This window comes from Paenarthrobacter sp. E2MeOHC11, assembly GCF_058744955.1.
Genome location: NZ_CP196673.1, coordinates 1812954 through 1829451, shown reverse-complemented (window position 1 = coordinate 1829451; position 16498 = coordinate 1812954). Strand labels below are relative to the sequence as shown.

Sequence of the window (16498 nt, the reverse complement as noted above, 5' to 3'; positions counted from 1 at the left end):
TCCTGGTGCTGCGTGGGTGTGGGATGGACGGTGTCATGCATTCATGGGGTCCGTGACCTAGTATCAAAATGCTAGTGAATCAAGCTTTACGCTTATCGAAGGAACATCGGATGGACTCGGAAGGCCACTCAAAGGGCTACTGGTACGGCAAAGACCCAGGTCAGAAGGCCATTGCCATTGACGTACTGAACGCCCTGCGCGATTACCGCGCCTCCGAGCAGGCGATGCGCCGGAGGACGCGTACGTCCATGGGAATGGGTGAGAAGGACCTGCTGGCCCTGCGTTATTTGTTCGAGGCAGAGGCTGCCGGCAAGGTGATGAAGCCGAAGGACTTGGGCGACAAGCTGGGGATAACGTCGGCGTCCATGACCACCCTGATCGACCGTTTGGTGGAATCCGGCCATATTCGCCGCGAACCCCACCCCACTGACCGGCGGGCCTTGATCCTGAAGGCCACTCCCGGTTCAGACCAGGAAGTGCGGCACACCCTGGGCGGAATGCACCGCCGGATGCTGGATGCGGCGTGCGCGTTGAGCCCGGACGAATCCCAGATCGTGGTGAATTTCCTCCAGCACATGCGCGAGGCCCTGGACACCCTTGACGAAGAGCCCGGGGACCAGCCCCGTTCATGATGTGAGGCTCCACTGCAGGATCAGTATCAGGGTCACCAAAAACCCTGAACCGTAGTTGAGCCAGATGAACCGCCGCCAGGCCACATTGGTGCGTGCCGCCGTCGTATCCGTAACGTTCCAGTAAGGCGCGCAGTTAACGATGTACGGGACGGCGATGATCGCCGCCAGGGGGCCGGGCCACGGCGTGGCCAACATTGCCAGACCGGCAACAAACCAGAGCATGACGGCGAGCCTCACCGTTCGTCGGGCACCGATGACTGTCGCTATGGAGCCGATGCCGGCCTGCCGGTCGGGCTCGATGTCCTGGACGGCGCCGAAGGCGTGCGCGGCCATGCCCCACAGGAAGAACGCCGCCAGCACGACGATCAAGCCCGGTGTCACATTGGCGTCGGCCAAGGCAAGGCCGACGACGGCGGGACTCACGAAGTGCGTGCTGGACGTCAGCGAGTCCAGGACCGGGCGTTCCTTGAAGCGCAGGCCGGCCACGGAGTAGGCCACAACGGCGAAAGCGCTGACGGCCAGGCTCAGCCAGGCGGCTGGTCCTCCGGCAACAGCGAGCACCAGCAGGAACGGCACATTGGTGATCGCCGCGAGCCACAGCATGGGCCGGTGCAACCGGGGCTGGAGCAGCGCACCCTCGATCCCACCCTTGCGCGGATTCTTCAGGTCCGACTCGTAATCGAAGACATCGTTGATCCCGTACATGGCCAGGTTGTAGGGGATCAGGAAATAGAACGTGCCGACAACCAGCACCCAATCGATCTCGCGGGTGGTCAGGAGCATGGCCGCGGCGAATGGGTAGGCAGTGTTGATCCAGCTGACCGGGCGGGATGCGAGCAATGCTTGGGGGACAAGGCCCTTGAGCCCCGGTTCCGCGCCGCCCTCGCTGGGTTGCTTGTGCTTGCGCGTCAACCACATCCACAGTCCTGGAAGTGCCACGACGCCGGCCAGCGGATAGGCGAAATCCTCGATCGGCGCGAGTCCTACCTTGACGCCAAGGATGTGCGATGCGTCGTAGTGGAAGAGCTCCATGCCGATCATGACGGAGTCGAACACAGCGGTCAGGACAACCAAGGCCGCGAACGCGAGGCCTACCGCTTTCCAATGCCTGCCTGCCTCGCCGGGAAACGCGCCGTGGCGGGCAAAAACCACGCCGGCCACCACTGCCGCCGCGATGAAGACGAGCGCGAGCCACAAGTACGTCATACGTTCTCCCGCTCCCGCTGCTTCCCGCTGCGGGTGGACGGGATCCGGTCAAGCAGCCGCCGGGAGCCTGTGTACAAAACCATCGTGCACAGCACCAGGAAAAGCAGGAAGACTGGCTCCTCGATGGGCAGCTCGGGGGCGATCAACAGACCTGTCGCGATGGTACCTTCACCGCGCAGGAAGATCCCCAAGCCGATTCCGGCCAGGTCCCAGAAGAGAAGGAACAAGACCCCGACGGCGGTGACGATCGCCGCTGCTTTGGCATCGCGCCAGAAAAACAGGCGGAAGCGGTGGTCCAGCAGGAGCATGCAGCCGATCCCGAGCAGCAGCGAGAGCAAATAGAGGACACCCATCAGCCAATCCTGCTGGCTACGGGCCTCACCGTGGTGGGGCCGGGACTGTGGTCGCCGCGGATCCGCTTCAGTACCAGCTCTGCACTGATGAGGCACATCGGTACCCCCACGCCGGGGGCAGTGGTGGCGCCGGCGTAGTAGAGGCCACGCACACGCTTGGAGGCGTTCTGGGCCCTGAACATTGCGCTCTGCCTTAGCGTGTGTGCCGGTCCCAGCATGCCGCCGCGCCATGAGTTGTACTCGTGGACGAAGTCAGCGGGGCCCGTGGTGTGCCGGACAACGATCCTCTCGCGGAGGTCCGGGATGTTGGCCCAACGGGCGATCTGGTCGATGGCGGCGTCGGCGGTCCGCTCGATGAGGGCATCGCCGCTACCGTCGGGACCACCGGCGCCAAGCTGCGGATCGGCCGGGACGGGAACCAGGACGAAGAGGTTTTCGTGGCCCTGCGGGGCGACGCCGGAGTCGGTGGCGCTGGGTTTGCAGACGTAGATGGAGGCGGGGTCGGGGATGCTGGTCTCCTCCCCGAAGATCGCGGCGAAGTTCGCCTCCCAGTTCCGCGTGAAGAACAGTGAGTGGTGGGGAAGTTCCGGCAGCGAACCCTTCACGCCAAGCATGACCAGGACTGCGCCGGGACCGCTGGTGCGGCTCTGCCAGTACTTGCTGTTGTAGCTCCGGTCCCTGACACCCAGCAGTTGGGTTTCGGTGTGGTGCAGGTCGGCGCCGGAGACCACGAGGTCCGCAACGCTGTAATGCTCCGCACCGGCGTGGTCGCGCCACTTTACCCCGGTGACCTCGCGGCAGTCCTTCCCGGAAAGAGGAGCAGGGAGCCTGACGCCATCGAAGCGGCCCAGCTTCTTGGTCCGGGAGGCCTCGCGCGTGGTGATCTTTTGGGCTTCCGCTCCGGTGTGGATCCTGACGCCGGCGTCCACTGCCAGCGCCTCAAGCCGGCCCACGAGCTCGTGGAACCCGCCCATCGGATACTGCACGCCGTCGCCCAGGTCCAAGGCACTCATCAAGTGGTACATGGCGGGAGCAGCTGCGGGGTTGGTGCCAAGGAAAACCGCCGGGTATCCGAGGACCTGACGCAGAACAGGGTGCTGGAACCGCTGGGACACGTACTTATCGAGGGGCGTCAGGAGCAGTTGCGCGAGCTTGGGCAAACTCCGCACCACCTCTGGATGGAGCAGCGCCTGCAATTTGGTGAACGGGTTATAGAGGAAAAAGCGTTCCGCCATCTCCGTCGTGTGCCTGGCGGAGGCGAGGTAGGAGGTGAGCTCCTTCGCGCTGCCAGGCTCAACTCCCTCGAAAGTCTCCAAGACCTGATCGCTGCCCAAGGGGACCGTCAGGGGGTCCGGCCGCACGCCGTCGTGGTTTGGTTCGCTGAAGACGCGGTACGCGGGACTGAGGGTGTGAAGGTCCAACTGTTCGGCAGCACTGGTGCCGAGCAACCGGAAGAAGTGGTCGAAGACTCCCGGCATCAGGTACCAGGAAGGGCCGGTGTCCCACCGGAAGCCGTTCCGTTCAAGGCTGCCCGCGCGCCCGCCAACCCGGTCGCGCTGCTCGAGGAGCTGGACCTCGTGTCCTTCATGGGCGAGGAGTGCGGCCGTGGCAAGCCCCGCGATGCCACCGCCGATCACCACTGTCCGGGTCATCGGTGCAACTCCATCCAGGTAGAGGCGACCGCGCGGGCGGCGAGGCCGGCCTTCACGGCGTCCGGAACCCGCACCCGGTGGCGGTACAGCTCGTCCACGGTTGTCTGTTCAATCCGGTCCGTCAGTGCGGAGAACAGGGCCAGGGCGCTGCGGACTGCCGCCCGGGCGTCGCGCGGCAACAGCGGAATGACGGCGTTGGCATCGGCCAATTGGGACCGGATGGTGCTGACCCATTCCATGCGATCGCGGTCCTCAAGGTGGTCCGAGGTGCCGAGGTAGCTGCGGCCCAAGCGGGTGGTGTCGTCGGCGAGGTCCCGCAGGAAGTTGATGTTTTGGAAAGCAGCGCCCAACCTGCTGGCGCCATGCTGCAAAGCCGCTGCGTCGCCGTCGTCGATGTTCTCATCCCGCATGAAGACGCGCAGGCACATCAGCCCCACCACCTCGGCGGAGCCGTGGACATAGCCGTCGTGGGCATCGGCATCGAAGCGGAGGGGTGCCGGCTGTTGCGAAGACGCGCGTGAGCCGGTGCCCTTGAGAGAGTCAGTGCGCTCGCCGAGGTCCATGCGCATGGAGTCAAAGAACGGATCGATGAGCGTGTCATCGATGCCCGCAGTCCGGGCCGTTTGGGCAAATGCATGGACGATGAGGTCGCTGCTGTAGCCGAGTTTGACGGCGCGGTGGGTCTCATCAATGAAGTGGGCCAAGGCGTCGCACTGTTCCTGGTAGCTGAGGCCGGCTTCGGCGGTGACGCCATCGACGAGTTCGTCCGCTACCCGCACCAGCGCATAAATATTGCGGACGTGTTGGCGGTGCCTTGGTCCCAGCAGCCTGCATGCCAGGCCGAAGGACGTGGAGTAGGCGGCGATGACCTGGTTGGCCGCGCGCTCGGCTGTCCGGGTGAAATGGATGAACGAGGTTTCGGTGGCGACGCTCATGATTGCCGTCCTTCCAGCTGCCCCGCAAGGTCAAGCAGTACATTGCGTGCGCCCGGCGGAATCGTGCTTGTCAGCAGTGTGTTGAAGGCCCGTACTTGGTCTTCGATGAGGCCCTGGACAAAGGCTTCCGCCCCGCAGTCGCTGAGGTGCCGGCGAACATGCTCGCCTTCGTTGCCATTGAGCCCGGGCCTGCCGAAGTAGGGCTCGATGTCCGGCCACGTGCTGGTGGTGCGGGCATGCGCGATGATGGCGGTTTCCTTGCCTTCCCGGAGGTCCGAAAAAGGATCTTTGCCGTGGCGGCGGGGATCTCCGAACGTGGACAGGAGGTCGTCCTGGAGTTGGAACGCTAGCCCCAGATGCCGGCCTGCAGTTGCCAGGGCAGTCTCGACGGCGAAGTCGGCGCCGGCCAGGGTTGCGGCCGCCCGCAGCGGGAGTTCGAAAGTATAGGTGGCGGTCTTGTAGCCGCACATGACCAGGATGGTCTCGAGGTCCGGGGCAATGATGCCGTCGCCCAGGCCGACATCCAGTTGCTCACCGGCAACGGTCTCGTTGATGGTGTGTTCCAGGAGGTCCAGCAGGCGCAGACGCGGTTCCCGGGGTAGATCGGCACGCGCAAAGGCTTGGTGCGTGGCGGCGAGCAGCATGTCACCCATCAGGATCCCGCCGGTTTGTGCCCAGTGCAGTCCGCTTCCGCTGCGTGCGCCATGGGTGTTGTCCGGGAGTTCGCCGGCCTCCGCGAGGAGGGAACCAATTAGGTTCGGGTGCCCGCGGCGGACGAGGTCGCCGTCGATCACGTCATCGTGGAGGAGGAAGGCATAGTGGAGGAGTTCGACGGCGGCGGCGATGTTGATGGCGGTTTCGCGCTGTTTGGAGCCGGCCTGTTCCAGGGCGTCGAACATTTCCATGAGCAGCAAGGGCCGGACGAACTTGCCGCCGAGCACATTCCGGCCTGCCAGCGCCCATAGCCGTGCGAAGTTGGGGCCATAGGCCGCTGCCGCGCTGGCCCTCTTGCCGATAAGTCCGCCCAGTTCGTTTTCGATGGCGGCGCAGAGATCGGTACGGCTTCGAATGGCGCCGGAGGTGACGGTCATGCGTCGGCCCCAGCTTGGAGGGGCAACGCGCGCGCTTTGAGGAGCTGCGGGAACTGCAGCCCGAGCCAGGGGCTGAAAGCGGACGGCGTGTGCTCCAAAGCGTCAGCGAGCAGCGAGGGCGAAATCCAGGCCCAGTCAGCGACCTCGGCGGGATTCGGGTGCAGTGCGCCGCTGATCCGGGCCACAAAGACGGGGCACACTTCGTTTTCCACGATGCCCGTGGGGTCCACCGCCCGGTAGCGGAAATCGGGGAGGACGAGTTCGATCCGGTTCGCGTCCACCCCGAGTTCGAACTGCGCACGCCGCAGCACGGCGTCTTCGAAGTCTTCGCCCGGTCCAGGGTGTCCGCAGAAGCTGTTGGTCCAGACACCCGGCCAGGTCTTCTTCTCAGGTGAACGGCGGGTCAGGAGAATTTCCCCGGCTTCGTTGAGCAGGTAGCAGGAAAAGGCCAGATGGAGTGGGGTTTCCAGTGTGTGCACACTGCTCTTCGGGGACTCCCCGATGGGAGCTCCGGCGTCATCAAGGAGGACCACCATCTCTGTCGCGTTCATCTTGCGCCTTCCTCCAAAGCCTGTGCTCTCATCTAAATAGGGATATTGCTAGACAAGCTAGAAGAAAGGCTACCATGTAGGAAGTTAGGTGTAACATACTCAACATGTCCAGTCCAGAAGAGATTCCTGAAGAAGCCGGGACCCCGGCTTCCTCCGGGATTTACCATTTGGACGCCAATGATCCGAACCACGAGCTGGTGGATCGCTCAGGTCTGTCCGAATCTGATGTTGAGCAGATCAGTGACCTCATGGCTGCACTGGGAAGACTGCGAGAGGCCGAACAGCGACTCTCCGACGCCTCACTGCGGTACATGAAACTCAACCAATCAGACATGCGCGCACTGCATTACCTGATCATCTGCGCCAACCATGGCGTGATTGCCACCCCTGGCGCAATAGCCGCCCAGCTTCACATTTCGACGGCGTCCACCACCAAGCTGCTTGATCGGCTGGAACGCGCGGGCCACGTCACGCGACACGCCCACCCCTCCGACCGCCGCGCGCTTGCCATCGCCATCACGCCCGCAACGCACGACGCTGCTATGCGGACAGTCGGGCGGCAGCAGGCCAAGCGTTTCCTGGCTGCGGCCCGACTGACGCCCAAGGAACGAAGAACTGTGAAGCGATTCCTGGATGACATGGCACAGGAAATCGAGGTGGCCGAAGAGGCATGGGCGGGGACATAGCCGGCTACTGCAGCGAGGGCTAGTACAGGAAGATCGGCAGCCACTCCCGGTTGTGGGCGTGCACCAGCGCCAGGAACAACACGAAGTCAAAAAGCAGGTGCACCGACACCACGTAGGTGAACGACTTGGTCAGCTTGAACGTGTAGCCCTGCAGCAGTGCGAAGGGGAACGTCAGCAAGGGACCCCAGGATTGGTAGCCGATCTCCCACAGGAATGAGGAGAACACCACAGCCTGCAGGAGGTTGGCCAGCCAATCCGGGAAGTGCTGGCGGAGCAGGGTGAACGTGGTGCAGATGAAGAATAACTCGTCCCAGATCCCCACGGCATTGACGCCAACGAAGAGCCGCCAGAAGACGTCGGGATCGGAAGCATCGGGCCAGTTTTGGTACACGCCGGTGCTGATCAGGTAGACGGGAAGAATGAAGTAGCCCAGTGCCACTACGCCAACCAGGTACAACTTTGCGGCCAACGGCCACTTACGGCCGGTGTTGACGGGGAACTTGATGATGTCTTCGCGATACACGAAGCGGGACACCAGCCAGGGCACCACGACAGCCAGCGCCAGCGCACCACCCATGAGGGCCATGTGTTCGGTGCTGAGGTCCGCGTTGAGGGGGACCTGGCTGAAGATGAACATGCCCGCAGCTATCAACGCGAGGTGACGCATCAACCGGTAGTCGATGAAAGCGGCCGTGACGACACCCGCGAGCAGCAGGCCGTACCCGAGAAGCTCGTTGCCAAAGGCGAAGAGCGGTACACCGGATAAGGAAAGCAACGCTGCGGGCAACAGTTTCCAGCTGAGCGCGGTGCGGGATGCTTCCGTTGAGATGGACGTCACCCCCTAAGCATCTCAGGGCTTGTGGCGCTGCGACACGGTTTTGCGCGTCTGGAAAAGCGCACCGCCACAACGTCGGAGGGTTCTTCTGTATTATTCGTGACAGGGCCCACAGATGGGTCGGTCGGGTAGTTGTCTGGCTCAGCCAGCGGGGGATACACATAAAGGAATAGCCGATGGCTCAAGAAGAGGGCTCTCTCTCACCGGACGGCGGTGCGGAATCCGTACGCCCGAACGGCGTTGACGCGTCACCGCCCGCTGAAGCGACCGTATCTGCTGAAACGACCGCGTCTGCCGCAGCGACCATGCGCGAGCAGGTGAAGGACATTATCGAGTCCATCCTTGCCGATTCTGAACCGCGCAGCGAAGGCGCCAGAATCAAGCTCCGCGAGTTGGTGGAGGCAAATCCGGACGATCCTGCGGGGGCCCTGCTGGAGCACCTGCTGGAAACGCGCAAGGAGCCTTCATCGGCAGCCGCCGTCCCCGTTCAACTTGAATCCTCCAGCGTCCACCTTGAGTCCGTTGGCGCCGCCCGGACCGTTTCAGTCCCCGTCAGCCACGAGGTGCGCGAAGGCATCCAGGCGATCCTCGCGGACAAGCTCCTCCTGACGGCCTTCCAACCTGTCCATGCACTCCCAACCGGCGATGTGGTTGGCGTGGAAGCATTGACAAGGTTCGTCGGAGAAGATGGTGCCGGCGCCGACGTCTGGTTCAACGAGGCTGCTGCCGCTGGACTGGGGACCGAGTTGGAGATTGCTGCGCTGCACTGCGCGCTGACGGCGGCGCACGACGTCCCGGACAACATGTCTGTTGCACTGAACCTCACTCCGGCAACGTCCAGTGACCCGAGGGTGCGGAACCTGCTGGCCGCCGCGTCCCTCGCCCCGGACCGGATCATTGTTGAACTGACCGGCAGCCTGGCGGATGTTGAGGCCCAAACCGGCAACGACGGACTGGGGCCGCTGCGCACACTTGGCCTGCGGGTAGCCATCAGCGCATCCGGCGCAGCTTTGGTCTCCTTGGAGCGGGTGGAACAACTGCGCCCCGACATCATCAAACTGGACCGGCACCTGATTGAGGGCATCGAAGGCAGCGAGGGGCAACGGATCCGGGCCCGGGCCATCGTTGAGCTTGCCAGGGAGATCGGTGCCGAAGTCATTGCAGTCGGCGTCGAAACAGCGGAAGAACTTCAGGAAGTCACCGCGCTCAAGATCACCGCAGCCCAGGGATACCTCTTGGGACGCCCTTCGGTTCACCCCCTGGACTGGTCGGCGTGGAGCATCCGCGCGCAAACGGAAGCCCAGCCCGCCGGCTAGGTGTCCGCGATGTTCCGGGGATCGTTGCCCACGAACATACCGGGAGGCATCCCGGCGCCAAAGACAGGGCCCGGGTCCGGTCGCTTGGGGTGACGGCCGTCGTCGGCATTCCGCTGCGTCAGGCGGCGCACGACCCACGGAAAGAGGTGTTCGCGCGCCCAGACGATGTCGCCCGCCCGTGCTTCGCGCCAGTTGCGCTCGGGCAGGGGTTTAGGCGTTAGGGGCTCCAAGGAATGTGGGACATTCAGGGTATCGAGCACCATGATGGCGATGGTGTGCTGCCCCAGCGGCGAGAAATGCAGCCGATCCGGGTCCCACATCCGGGGATCGGTGAGTCGGCGCAGCGCCCACAGATCCGCCACCACAGCGTCATGGCGGGCAGCTACTACCCGGATGTTCTCGTTGTAGATGGCAACCTTGCCGCGGGCCAGGCCCAACACCGGGGTAGCGCCCCAGTCCGGCCCGGTGAACAGTAGGATGGCGGCGCCGGTGGAGGCAAGTTCTGCCACGCCTGCGTCCAGTTCCAGCGCGAGTTTGTCGGGGTCGCTCCTATGGAAGAGCAGGTCATTGCCGCCGGCGTTGAGGGTGATCAGATCCGGCTTGAGGTCCAGTGCCGGGCCCACTTGCTCTTCGAGGATCTGATGGAGCAGGCGTCCGCTGATCGCCAGGTTCGCATAGGCGAAATCATCGTGACCGGCGCTCAATTCTTCCGCCACCCGGTCCGCCCACCCGCGGAGGCCGCCGGGGCTCCGCGGCTCCGGATCGCCTAAACCCTCGGTGAACGAGTCGCCCAAAGCCACATAACGGCTCCACGGGTGCAGGCCGGCCCCGAAGCTGCCGGAACCGCCCTGTGACCATCCATTGGCACTCTGGGCGTTCATCCCCCCATAGTGCGCTTAGTCGACCCGCTGCGCCATGGGTGGAGTGGCTAGATCCACTGTGGCGCTGCCGGTGTGGTGCTGTTGTTGTTGGGTCCGGTTGCTGTGACGCCCGTGGTGCCGCGGCCGGTGGCCCATTCGGCGACGGCGGGAAGGGGGCCGGTGATGACCGTCGGGTCCGCGGCGCTGGTGTCGCCGAACGTGAGGTCGGTGCCGTTCCCGGCAGTGTTGGTGGCCTTGATGAGGAGTCCGGTGTCTGTGCCGCGGGTTTTCCAGGCGCTGGTGATGTCTTTGAGCAAACGTTCGAGGACGAGGGCTGGGATGTCGTTGAACGTGGCTCCGTTGTCCAGGTCAACGGCGTGGACCCAGACTTCGCGGGTGCGCATCCACACGGTTTCGGACGCCGGGACTGTGCGGCCTTGGGCGGTGCGGACCTCGTTGGCCCAGTTCGCGTCGGGCAGGTCGCGCCATTCGACGGACAGGTGCACCGCGGAGTGGTCGAACAGGTTCCGCAACGCAATCGGAGACAGGGTCGCGCCGAAGTTGATTTCGTGGTTCCGTGCCTCGGCGGAGGGATACATGGGTGTTTCCACTCCGGTGGCAGCCCATTCCACCAGCCGGGCGATCGCGCGGGCGTTGTATCCCACGTGCGCGATGACGTGGCGGCGGGTCCAGTCCGGAAGGCGGGTGCCGCCGTCGAGCTGGGCATCGGTGAGTTCGTTGAGTTTGCGGGCGAAGAACGCGGTGCCCCGCCGCGCCTGCAGGAGTTCTTCCTGCAGGCGCGGATCGGTGGCGAGATCGTGGCGGGCTGCCATCAGGCTTCCTTGACCACGCGGTTGTTCAGTTGGCCCAGGCCCTCGATGGTGGTGACCAGGAGTTGGCCTTCCTGCAGGTACCTTTTGGGGTCCTGGGCGTGGCCCACGCCGCCGGGCGTGCCGGTCGCGATCACGTCACCGGGGTTCAGGGTGATGATGGTGGAGATGTAGGAGACCAGGAATTCGGGGGTGAAGACGAGGTCGCCGGTGGGGGTGGACTGCTGGATTTCGCCGTCCACGGCGGAGGTCATGAGCGGGCCGGCGGTGAATTCGTCGCGGGTGACCAGGGCCGGGCCGAACGGGGTGGAGTTCTCCCACGTCTTGCCCTGCAGCCACTGGATGGTGCGGAACTGGTAGTCGCGCATGGACACGTCGTTCAGGACCGCGTACCCGGCAATATGCTCGGCAGCGTGGGCTTCGGCGATGCGGCGGCCCTTTTTGCCGATGATGACGGCGAGTTCGGCTTCCCAGTCCACGGTGTCCGATTCCTGCGGCAGGGCAAGGTCATCATTCGGGCCGATCAGCGATTCGGTGTACTTCGCGAACAAGGTGGGGTGTTCGGGGATCTCGCGTCCCATTTCCTTGATGTGGTTGCGGTAGTTGTGGCCCACGCAGATGATCTTGCCCGGTGACGGCACGACGGCGGCGAGGTCGGCGCCGTCGAGCGCGTGCGTTGCGCCGTTGGCCGCCTTCGCTGTGGTTTCCCAGGCGGGGTCTGCCAGCAGCGCGCCGACATCGGCGAAGCCGGGGATTTCGGTGAGGGTGTCGCCGTCCTGACGGACGGCCTTGGTTCCGGTTTCGGTGCGGAGGGTGAGGAGTCTCATTTACTTGCGTCCTTCGGTGTAGCTGCGGTTGAAGTTCAGTCGTTCGAAGATGGGGGCGTCGCTGAAGCGGAACAGATCAAACCCTGTTTGATTAACAGCGTCCGTGTCGGCGGTCAGGGACCATTCCTGCCAGGACGGGACCACGAACAGGTCGCCCCTGGCCAGCTGCTTGGTTTCGCCGTTCAAGATCACGGTGCCGGTGCCCTCGAAGACCTGCCAGACACTGGACCCAACCTCGCGCAACGGCTCGGTGGAGGCGCCGGGACGGAAGCGGTGGAACTCGGCCCGGATGGTGGGCATGACGTCCCCGCCGGTGGTCGGGTTCGAGTACCGGACGGCGGCGTGGCCCTGGGACACGGTGGCCGGGTGGCCCTCATCCTCCAACAGGAGCTGTTCACGGAGGGCGGCGTCGGTGTGTTCCCAGCGGTACGCGGCGATGGGGGAGTTGGTGGTGTCATCGAGCCCGGAGAGGGGGCGGAGGCCGGGGTGTGCCCAGAGCCGTTCGGAACGGGAAATATCCGGGGTAGCTTCGTCGGTGACGCGTTCGGTGCCGAACTCGAAGAACCCGGCATCGGCGTAGTGCACGAACGGGATGTCGAGGCCGTCGATCCAGGCCATCGGCTGGTCGGTGTCATTGTGGTGGCCGTGGAAGTTCCACCCCGGAGTCAATAGGAAATCACCGCGGCGCATCGCCACCGGATCCCCGTTCACCACAGTCCACACGCCTTCACCCTCGACCACAAACCGGAACGCGTTCTGCGAATGACGGTGTTCCGGGGCCACCTCGTGGGCGCCCAGGTACTGGATCGCCGCCCACAACGTCGGAGTCGCATACGGGGTGCCAGCAAGGCCGGGGTTCGCGAGGGCTATGGCCCGCCGCTCACCACCCCGGCCTACCGGAACCAGATCCCCGGCACGGGCGGCCAACGGGTACAAGTCATTCCAGCGCCACACATGCGGAACAGCCTTCGGAGTAGGGACCATCGGCATCAAATCACCGATCTCCGTCCACAAAGGCACCATGTTCCCCGCAGCGAAATCCTTGTACAGCTGCTCCAACTGGGCAGCTTCCTCCGGAGTCGGCTCCGGCAAGGCGTGGCTGGCGGCCACGGATTCATGGGTCGTGTTCTCGGCGCTGATGGACACGTAGGCCTCCTCGATAGGGTCCGAACAGTTTTTGGCGTAGTTCGACCCTAGGGATGCCAGGCTGCGACCTCGAGTCAATTCTGCTGTACAGAATTATTCTTATTCGGGATCAGCCGGGTTTGCAGCGATGTCGATCTCCAACTGCCGGCAGGTTTCGCGCAGGGCGGCGACCAATCCGGCGTCGAACACCTTTCGGAACCGTGTGGCAGGCGTGGCGACGCTGAGCGCCCCAACTACCTGGCCGTGCCGGTTATGCAGAGCCATGCCCAGGGCGCTGACGCCTTCCTCGGTGCCCTCGAAGTTGGCCGCGAAGCCGTTGGCGCGGATGCTGTCGAGTTCGCGCAGGAAGGCCTGGTACTCGGCCTCCGGAATGGTGTCCCCGCCGATTTCGGCGTTCTGGCTCCGGAACAGTTGCTCGATCATGGCCGGGTCCAGTTCGGCCAACATCACCTTGCCACCGGACGTCTTGTCGGCAGGCATCACGGTACCCTGGCGGTCTCCGATCCTCAGGACGTTGCCGCCTTCAACTGTGCTGAGGAAGCGGACCTTGGTGCCGACGCGGACCATCAGGTTTACGGTCTCGTCGAGCCGCGAGGACAGGAGCTCCATGTGGGGCTGGGCGAGGTTTCGAAGGAGCCTGGTCCAGCTTAGGCCCGCCGGGCCAACACCCATTGCGGGCCCGGGCACGTAGCGGCGGTTTTCATCCTGGACCGCGAAACCGCGATAGACCAGCATCGCCAGGAGTCGATGGGCGGTTGACGGGGCTACGGCCAACTCCGCAGCGGCATCCTTGAGGCGGAGGGCGCCGCCGTCGCGGAGCAGCTGGAGGAGTTGAAGGGCGTTGTCCACGGCGTCGATGGAATACGTGGGCCGCTTCTGCACGGGTTTCCGGTTTTGGGCTGGCTTCCGGCTGGCCTGACCCGGGTTGATGTTCTGCACAACAGAATTGTATGGCCCTTCGCTTGCCGTTCACCTGACAGTGGTGGGATGAATCACACACTTCCCGCTGCAGCGTCGCAAGGGTCAATCGTCAACGCTGCCGGCAGTGCGCCGCGGTTCTCCAAAGGCTCTGCACTCGCCGTCCTGGTTTGTTGGCTGTTGGTGGTCTTCGACGGCTATGACCTCATCGTTTACGGAACGGTGCAGTCCTCCCTGATCTCCGAAACAGGCTGGGGCCTCACCAAGGCAACCGCAGGGACCATTGGCTCCATGGCGTTCCTGGGCATGATGATCGGAGCCATCTTCGCCGGACGCATGGCCGACTCCTGGGGCAGGCGCAAGACCATCCTGGGTTGCGCGATCGTCTTCTCCATCTTCACCATCCTCTGCGCGTTCGCCCCCAACGCGGCCGTGTTCGGTGCTCTGCGGCTGCTCGCCGGCATCGGACTCGGCGGTTTGGTGCCGTCCGCCAACGCCTTGGTGGCCGAACTGGTTCCCACCAAGTGGCGGTCCACTATTGCCACGCTGATGATGTCCGGCGTCCCGATCGGCGGCTCAATCGCCGCACTGGTGGGCATCCCGCTGATTCCCGCGTTCGGTTGGGAGGCCATGTTCCTGGTGGCCGTGCTGGCACTGGTGATCGTGGTGCCGCTGGGGCTGAAGTACATTCCGGAGACACTGACACCCGCCGGATCCGAAAGCAAAGCCTCCAAGGGCTCCGCCGGTTTCGGTTCACTGCTCCGGGCGCCCTACCTGGGCGTCAGCGTACTGTTCGCAGTGGCCACGATTGCCACGCTCTTCGCTTGGTACGGCCTGGGCACGTGGCTGCCTAACCTCATGCAGCTGGCTGGCTACAACCTGGGATCGGCGCTCACTTTCGCCCTGGCCCTGAATCTCGGCGCCGTTGCCGGTTCGGTCATTACCGCCTGGGCCGGCACGCGCTTCGGTCCGATTCCGACGGCGATAGCGGCAGCCGCGGTGGCCGCCGTCGGGCTTTCCGTCCTCCTGGCCAGCCCGCCCGTCACCGTTGTTTATCTCGCCCTGGTGCTTGCCGGCGTCGGAACCCACGGCACGCAGTGCCTCATCATCGCCGCAGTCGCCAGTCACTATCCCGACCATTTGCGGGGGACCGCGCTCGGCTGGGCGCTCGGAACCGGCCGCATTGGCGCCGTCGTCGCACCGCAGGTGGGTGGCCTCCTGCTGGCAGCCGGGCTGGGCGTCAACTCCAACTTCCTCGCGTTCGCCGGAGCCGCCGCCATCGCAGCGGTCCTGTTGGCCGCCGTCGGACTCAAAATCAAATCCACCATCTCGCAAGGAGCACGCAATGCCTGAGTACACCACATCCACCGATGTCCTGGTGGTGGGAGGGGGCATGGCCGGTTTGGCCGGAGCCCTGGCCCTCCGCGAAAACGGTGCCAACGTCACGCTCGTGGAACGGGCACCGGAATTTGGCGAGGTCGGTGCCGGCCTGCAGATGGCCCCGAACGCCTCCCGGGTTTTGAAGCGTTGGGGCCTGTTGGAGAAGGCGCTGGAGATCGGGGTGCAGCCCAGGCATCTGGTGTTCCGCGACGCGACCACCGGTGAGGAGCTCACCCGTCAGTCGCTGCGCGGGGAGTTTGAGGAACGCTACGGCGCCCCGTACGTAGTGATCCACCGCAGCGACCTGCACCGCGTGCTTCTCGAAGGATGTGAAGCTGCCGGCGTGAAGCTGGTCAACGACGTCATGGTTGAGAGCGTGGAAACCGTGGACGGACGCGGCGTAGTGCACACGGCAGCCGGCGTGGACTATGAAGCAGACGTAATCATCGGCGCAGACGGTCTCAAGTCCACGCTTCGCCCGCTCGTGGCAACAGATGAGCCCGTGTCCTCTGCCTACGTTGCCTACCGCGGCACCGTGCCTATTACCTCTGAGACTCCGGCGACCGACCTCGAGGACGTAGTTGTCTACCTCGGCCCCGACTGCCACCTGGTGCAGTACCCGCTGCGCAAGGGTGAACTGCTGAACACCGTGGCCGTCTTCAAATCGCCGTCGTTTGAGCGCGGTGAAGAGCAGTATGGGGGAGTAGACGAGCTCCAGGCCGCCTACAAGGACTGCATTCCCGCGGTGCAGGCAGCCCTCGCGAACCTCGGCACGGGCATCCGCTGGCCCATGTACGACCGCGATCCGATCGAGAACTGGATTGCCGGCCGAATGGTCCTGATGGGCGACGCCGCCCACCCCATGCTCCAGTACTTGGCCCAGGGTGCCTGCCAGGCACTCGAAGACGCCGCCGTGCTGCAGGACGTCAGCGCAGGCACCGTCTTCACCACCGACGGCGTCAACCCGGCGGCGTGGGACGAGGCAATTGTCGCGTTCAACTCCGCCCGCGCCGCCCGGACCGCCCGTGTCCAGAGCACGGCCCGCGTGTGGGGAGAGTCCTGGCACGTCTCCGGCTTGGGGCGCACGCTGCGAAACCTGCTCTTCAAGAGCCGCAAGGACAACGACTTCCAGTACAACGACTGGCTCTACGGCCAGGCGGGCGAAGGCGTGCCTGCCCCCGTGGCGCCGCGCGTCGCCAACCAGCTGCCTGCCTGACGGATGGCGCTTAAGCCGCCTGCCGCCGTCGTGCCTTATTAACAGCAGCACGACGGCGGTGGGC

The 16498-nt window shown here is 64.6% G+C and carries 17 protein-coding genes; 5 read left to right on the top strand and 12 right to left on the bottom strand.

Annotated elements, in window-relative coordinates; translation table 11 throughout:
• The first annotated feature begins 110 nt into the window (after positions 1-110).
• Positions 111-632, top strand: coding sequence for a MarR family winged helix-turn-helix transcriptional regulator (locus ACSSVG_RS08415; protein ID WP_231341424.1), 522 nt, complete (start codon positions 111-113; stop codon positions 630-632).
• On the opposite strand, the gene ACSSVG_RS08410 is transcribed toward ACSSVG_RS08415, so the two are convergent.
• The 6 genes from ACSSVG_RS08410 to idi are packed head-to-tail and all read right to left on the bottom strand — an operon-like array spanning position 627 to position 6420.
• On the bottom strand, positions 627-1838 hold the full coding sequence (locus tag ACSSVG_RS08410; RefSeq protein WP_492418378.1) for a prenyltransferase: 1212 nt from the start codon (positions 1836-1838) through the stop codon (positions 627-629). The two genes, ACSSVG_RS08415 and ACSSVG_RS08410, sit on opposite strands and share 6 nt — an antisense overlap.
• Entirely contained in the window at positions 1835-2191 is a 357-nt protein-coding gene (locus tag ACSSVG_RS08405) for a lycopene cyclase domain-containing protein (protein ID WP_231341426.1), read from the bottom strand. Before ACSSVG_RS08405 ends, ACSSVG_RS08410 begins: the two co-directional genes overlap by 4 nt.
• Positions 2191-3843 carry a phytoene desaturase family protein gene (gene crtI / locus ACSSVG_RS08400; protein WP_492418376.1) on the bottom strand — a complete coding sequence of 551 codons (1653 nt, stop codon included), beginning with the start codon at positions 3841-3843 and terminating at the stop codon, positions 2191-2193. The genes ACSSVG_RS08405 and crtI overlap by 1 nt, the downstream gene beginning before the upstream one ends.
• Entirely contained in the window at positions 3840-4778 is a 939-nt protein-coding gene (locus tag ACSSVG_RS08395) for a phytoene/squalene synthase family protein (protein ID WP_231341428.1), read from the bottom strand. Before ACSSVG_RS08395 ends, crtI begins: the two co-directional genes overlap by 4 nt.
• Positions 4775-5869 (bottom strand): polyprenyl synthetase family protein, encoded by a 1095-nt coding sequence (locus tag ACSSVG_RS08390; protein ID WP_492418374.1) that lies wholly within the window; start codon positions 5867-5869, stop codon positions 4775-4777. The genes ACSSVG_RS08395 and ACSSVG_RS08390 overlap by 4 nt, the downstream gene beginning before the upstream one ends.
• Positions 5866-6420, bottom strand: a complete 555-nt coding sequence (idi, locus tag ACSSVG_RS08385) for an isopentenyl-diphosphate Delta-isomerase (RefSeq protein WP_231341430.1) — start codon at positions 6418-6420, stop codon at positions 5866-5868. The genes ACSSVG_RS08390 and idi overlap by 4 nt, the downstream gene beginning before the upstream one ends.
• 104 nt (positions 6421-6524) lie before the next feature.
• Between idi and ACSSVG_RS08380 the strand changes: the two genes are divergently transcribed.
• Positions 6525-7106, top strand: a complete 582-nt coding sequence (locus ACSSVG_RS08380; protein WP_261611287.1) for a MarR family winged helix-turn-helix transcriptional regulator — start codon at positions 6525-6527, stop codon at positions 7104-7106.
• A gap of 19 nt (positions 7107-7125) precedes the next feature.
• Here ACSSVG_RS08380 and ACSSVG_RS08375 read toward each other — a convergent pair whose 3' ends face one another.
• Positions 7126-7944, bottom strand: coding sequence for a CPBP family glutamic-type intramembrane protease (locus ACSSVG_RS08375; protein ID WP_492418371.1), 819 nt, complete (start codon positions 7942-7944; stop codon positions 7126-7128).
• Positions 7945-8117: 173 nt separating this feature from the next.
• Here ACSSVG_RS08375 and ACSSVG_RS08370 point away from each other — a divergent pair, with 173 nt between their 5' ends.
• Positions 8118-9257: an EAL domain-containing protein gene (locus ACSSVG_RS08370; RefSeq protein ID WP_492418370.1), complete on the top strand. Its 1140-nt coding sequence runs from the start codon at positions 8118-8120 to the stop codon at positions 9255-9257.
• Here the strand turns inward: ACSSVG_RS08370 and ACSSVG_RS08365 are convergent.
• The 5 genes from ACSSVG_RS08365 to ACSSVG_RS08345 all read right to left on the bottom strand — a co-directional run bounded on the left by ACSSVG_RS08365 (position 9254) and on the right by ACSSVG_RS08345 (position 13859).
• Positions 9254-10138: an SGNH/GDSL hydrolase family protein gene (locus ACSSVG_RS08365; protein ID WP_492418368.1), complete on the bottom strand. Its 885-nt coding sequence runs from the start codon at positions 10136-10138 to the stop codon at positions 9254-9256. The genes ACSSVG_RS08370 and ACSSVG_RS08365 overlap by 4 nt on opposite strands.
• A 47-nt stretch (positions 10139-10185) precedes the next feature.
• On the bottom strand, positions 10186-10950 hold the full coding sequence (locus tag ACSSVG_RS08360; RefSeq protein WP_492418366.1) for a maleylpyruvate isomerase family mycothiol-dependent enzyme: 765 nt from the start codon (positions 10948-10950) through the stop codon (positions 10186-10188).
• Positions 10950-11774 carry a fumarylacetoacetate hydrolase family protein gene (locus ACSSVG_RS08355; protein WP_231341435.1) on the bottom strand — a complete coding sequence of 275 codons (825 nt, stop codon included), beginning with the start codon at positions 11772-11774 and terminating at the stop codon, positions 10950-10952. Before ACSSVG_RS08355 ends, ACSSVG_RS08360 begins: the two co-directional genes overlap by 1 nt.
• Positions 11775-12920 (bottom strand): cupin domain-containing protein, encoded by a 1146-nt coding sequence (locus ACSSVG_RS08350; protein ID WP_231341436.1) that lies wholly within the window; start codon positions 12918-12920, stop codon positions 11775-11777.
• Between the two features lie 99 nt (positions 12921-13019).
• Complete coding sequence (locus tag ACSSVG_RS08345; RefSeq protein ID WP_231341437.1) at positions 13020-13859, bottom strand: IclR family transcriptional regulator; 840 nt, start codon at positions 13857-13859, stop codon at positions 13020-13022.
• Between the two features lie 48 nt (positions 13860-13907).
• On the opposite strand from ACSSVG_RS08345, the gene ACSSVG_RS08340 reads away from it, so the two are divergent.
• Both ACSSVG_RS08340 and ACSSVG_RS08335 read left to right on the top strand, forming a co-directional pair.
• The gene (locus tag ACSSVG_RS08340; protein ID WP_231341438.1) at positions 13908-15191 is read left to right on the top strand and encodes an MFS transporter; all 1284 of its coding nucleotides are present in this window, start codon (positions 13908-13910) and stop codon (positions 15189-15191) included.
• Positions 15184-16434 carry an FAD-dependent oxidoreductase gene (locus ACSSVG_RS08335; protein WP_231341439.1) on the top strand — a complete coding sequence of 417 codons (1251 nt, stop codon included), beginning with the start codon at positions 15184-15186 and terminating at the stop codon, positions 16432-16434. Before ACSSVG_RS08340 ends, ACSSVG_RS08335 begins: the two co-directional genes overlap by 8 nt.
• The last annotated feature ends 64 nt before the right edge of the window (positions 16435-16498 follow it).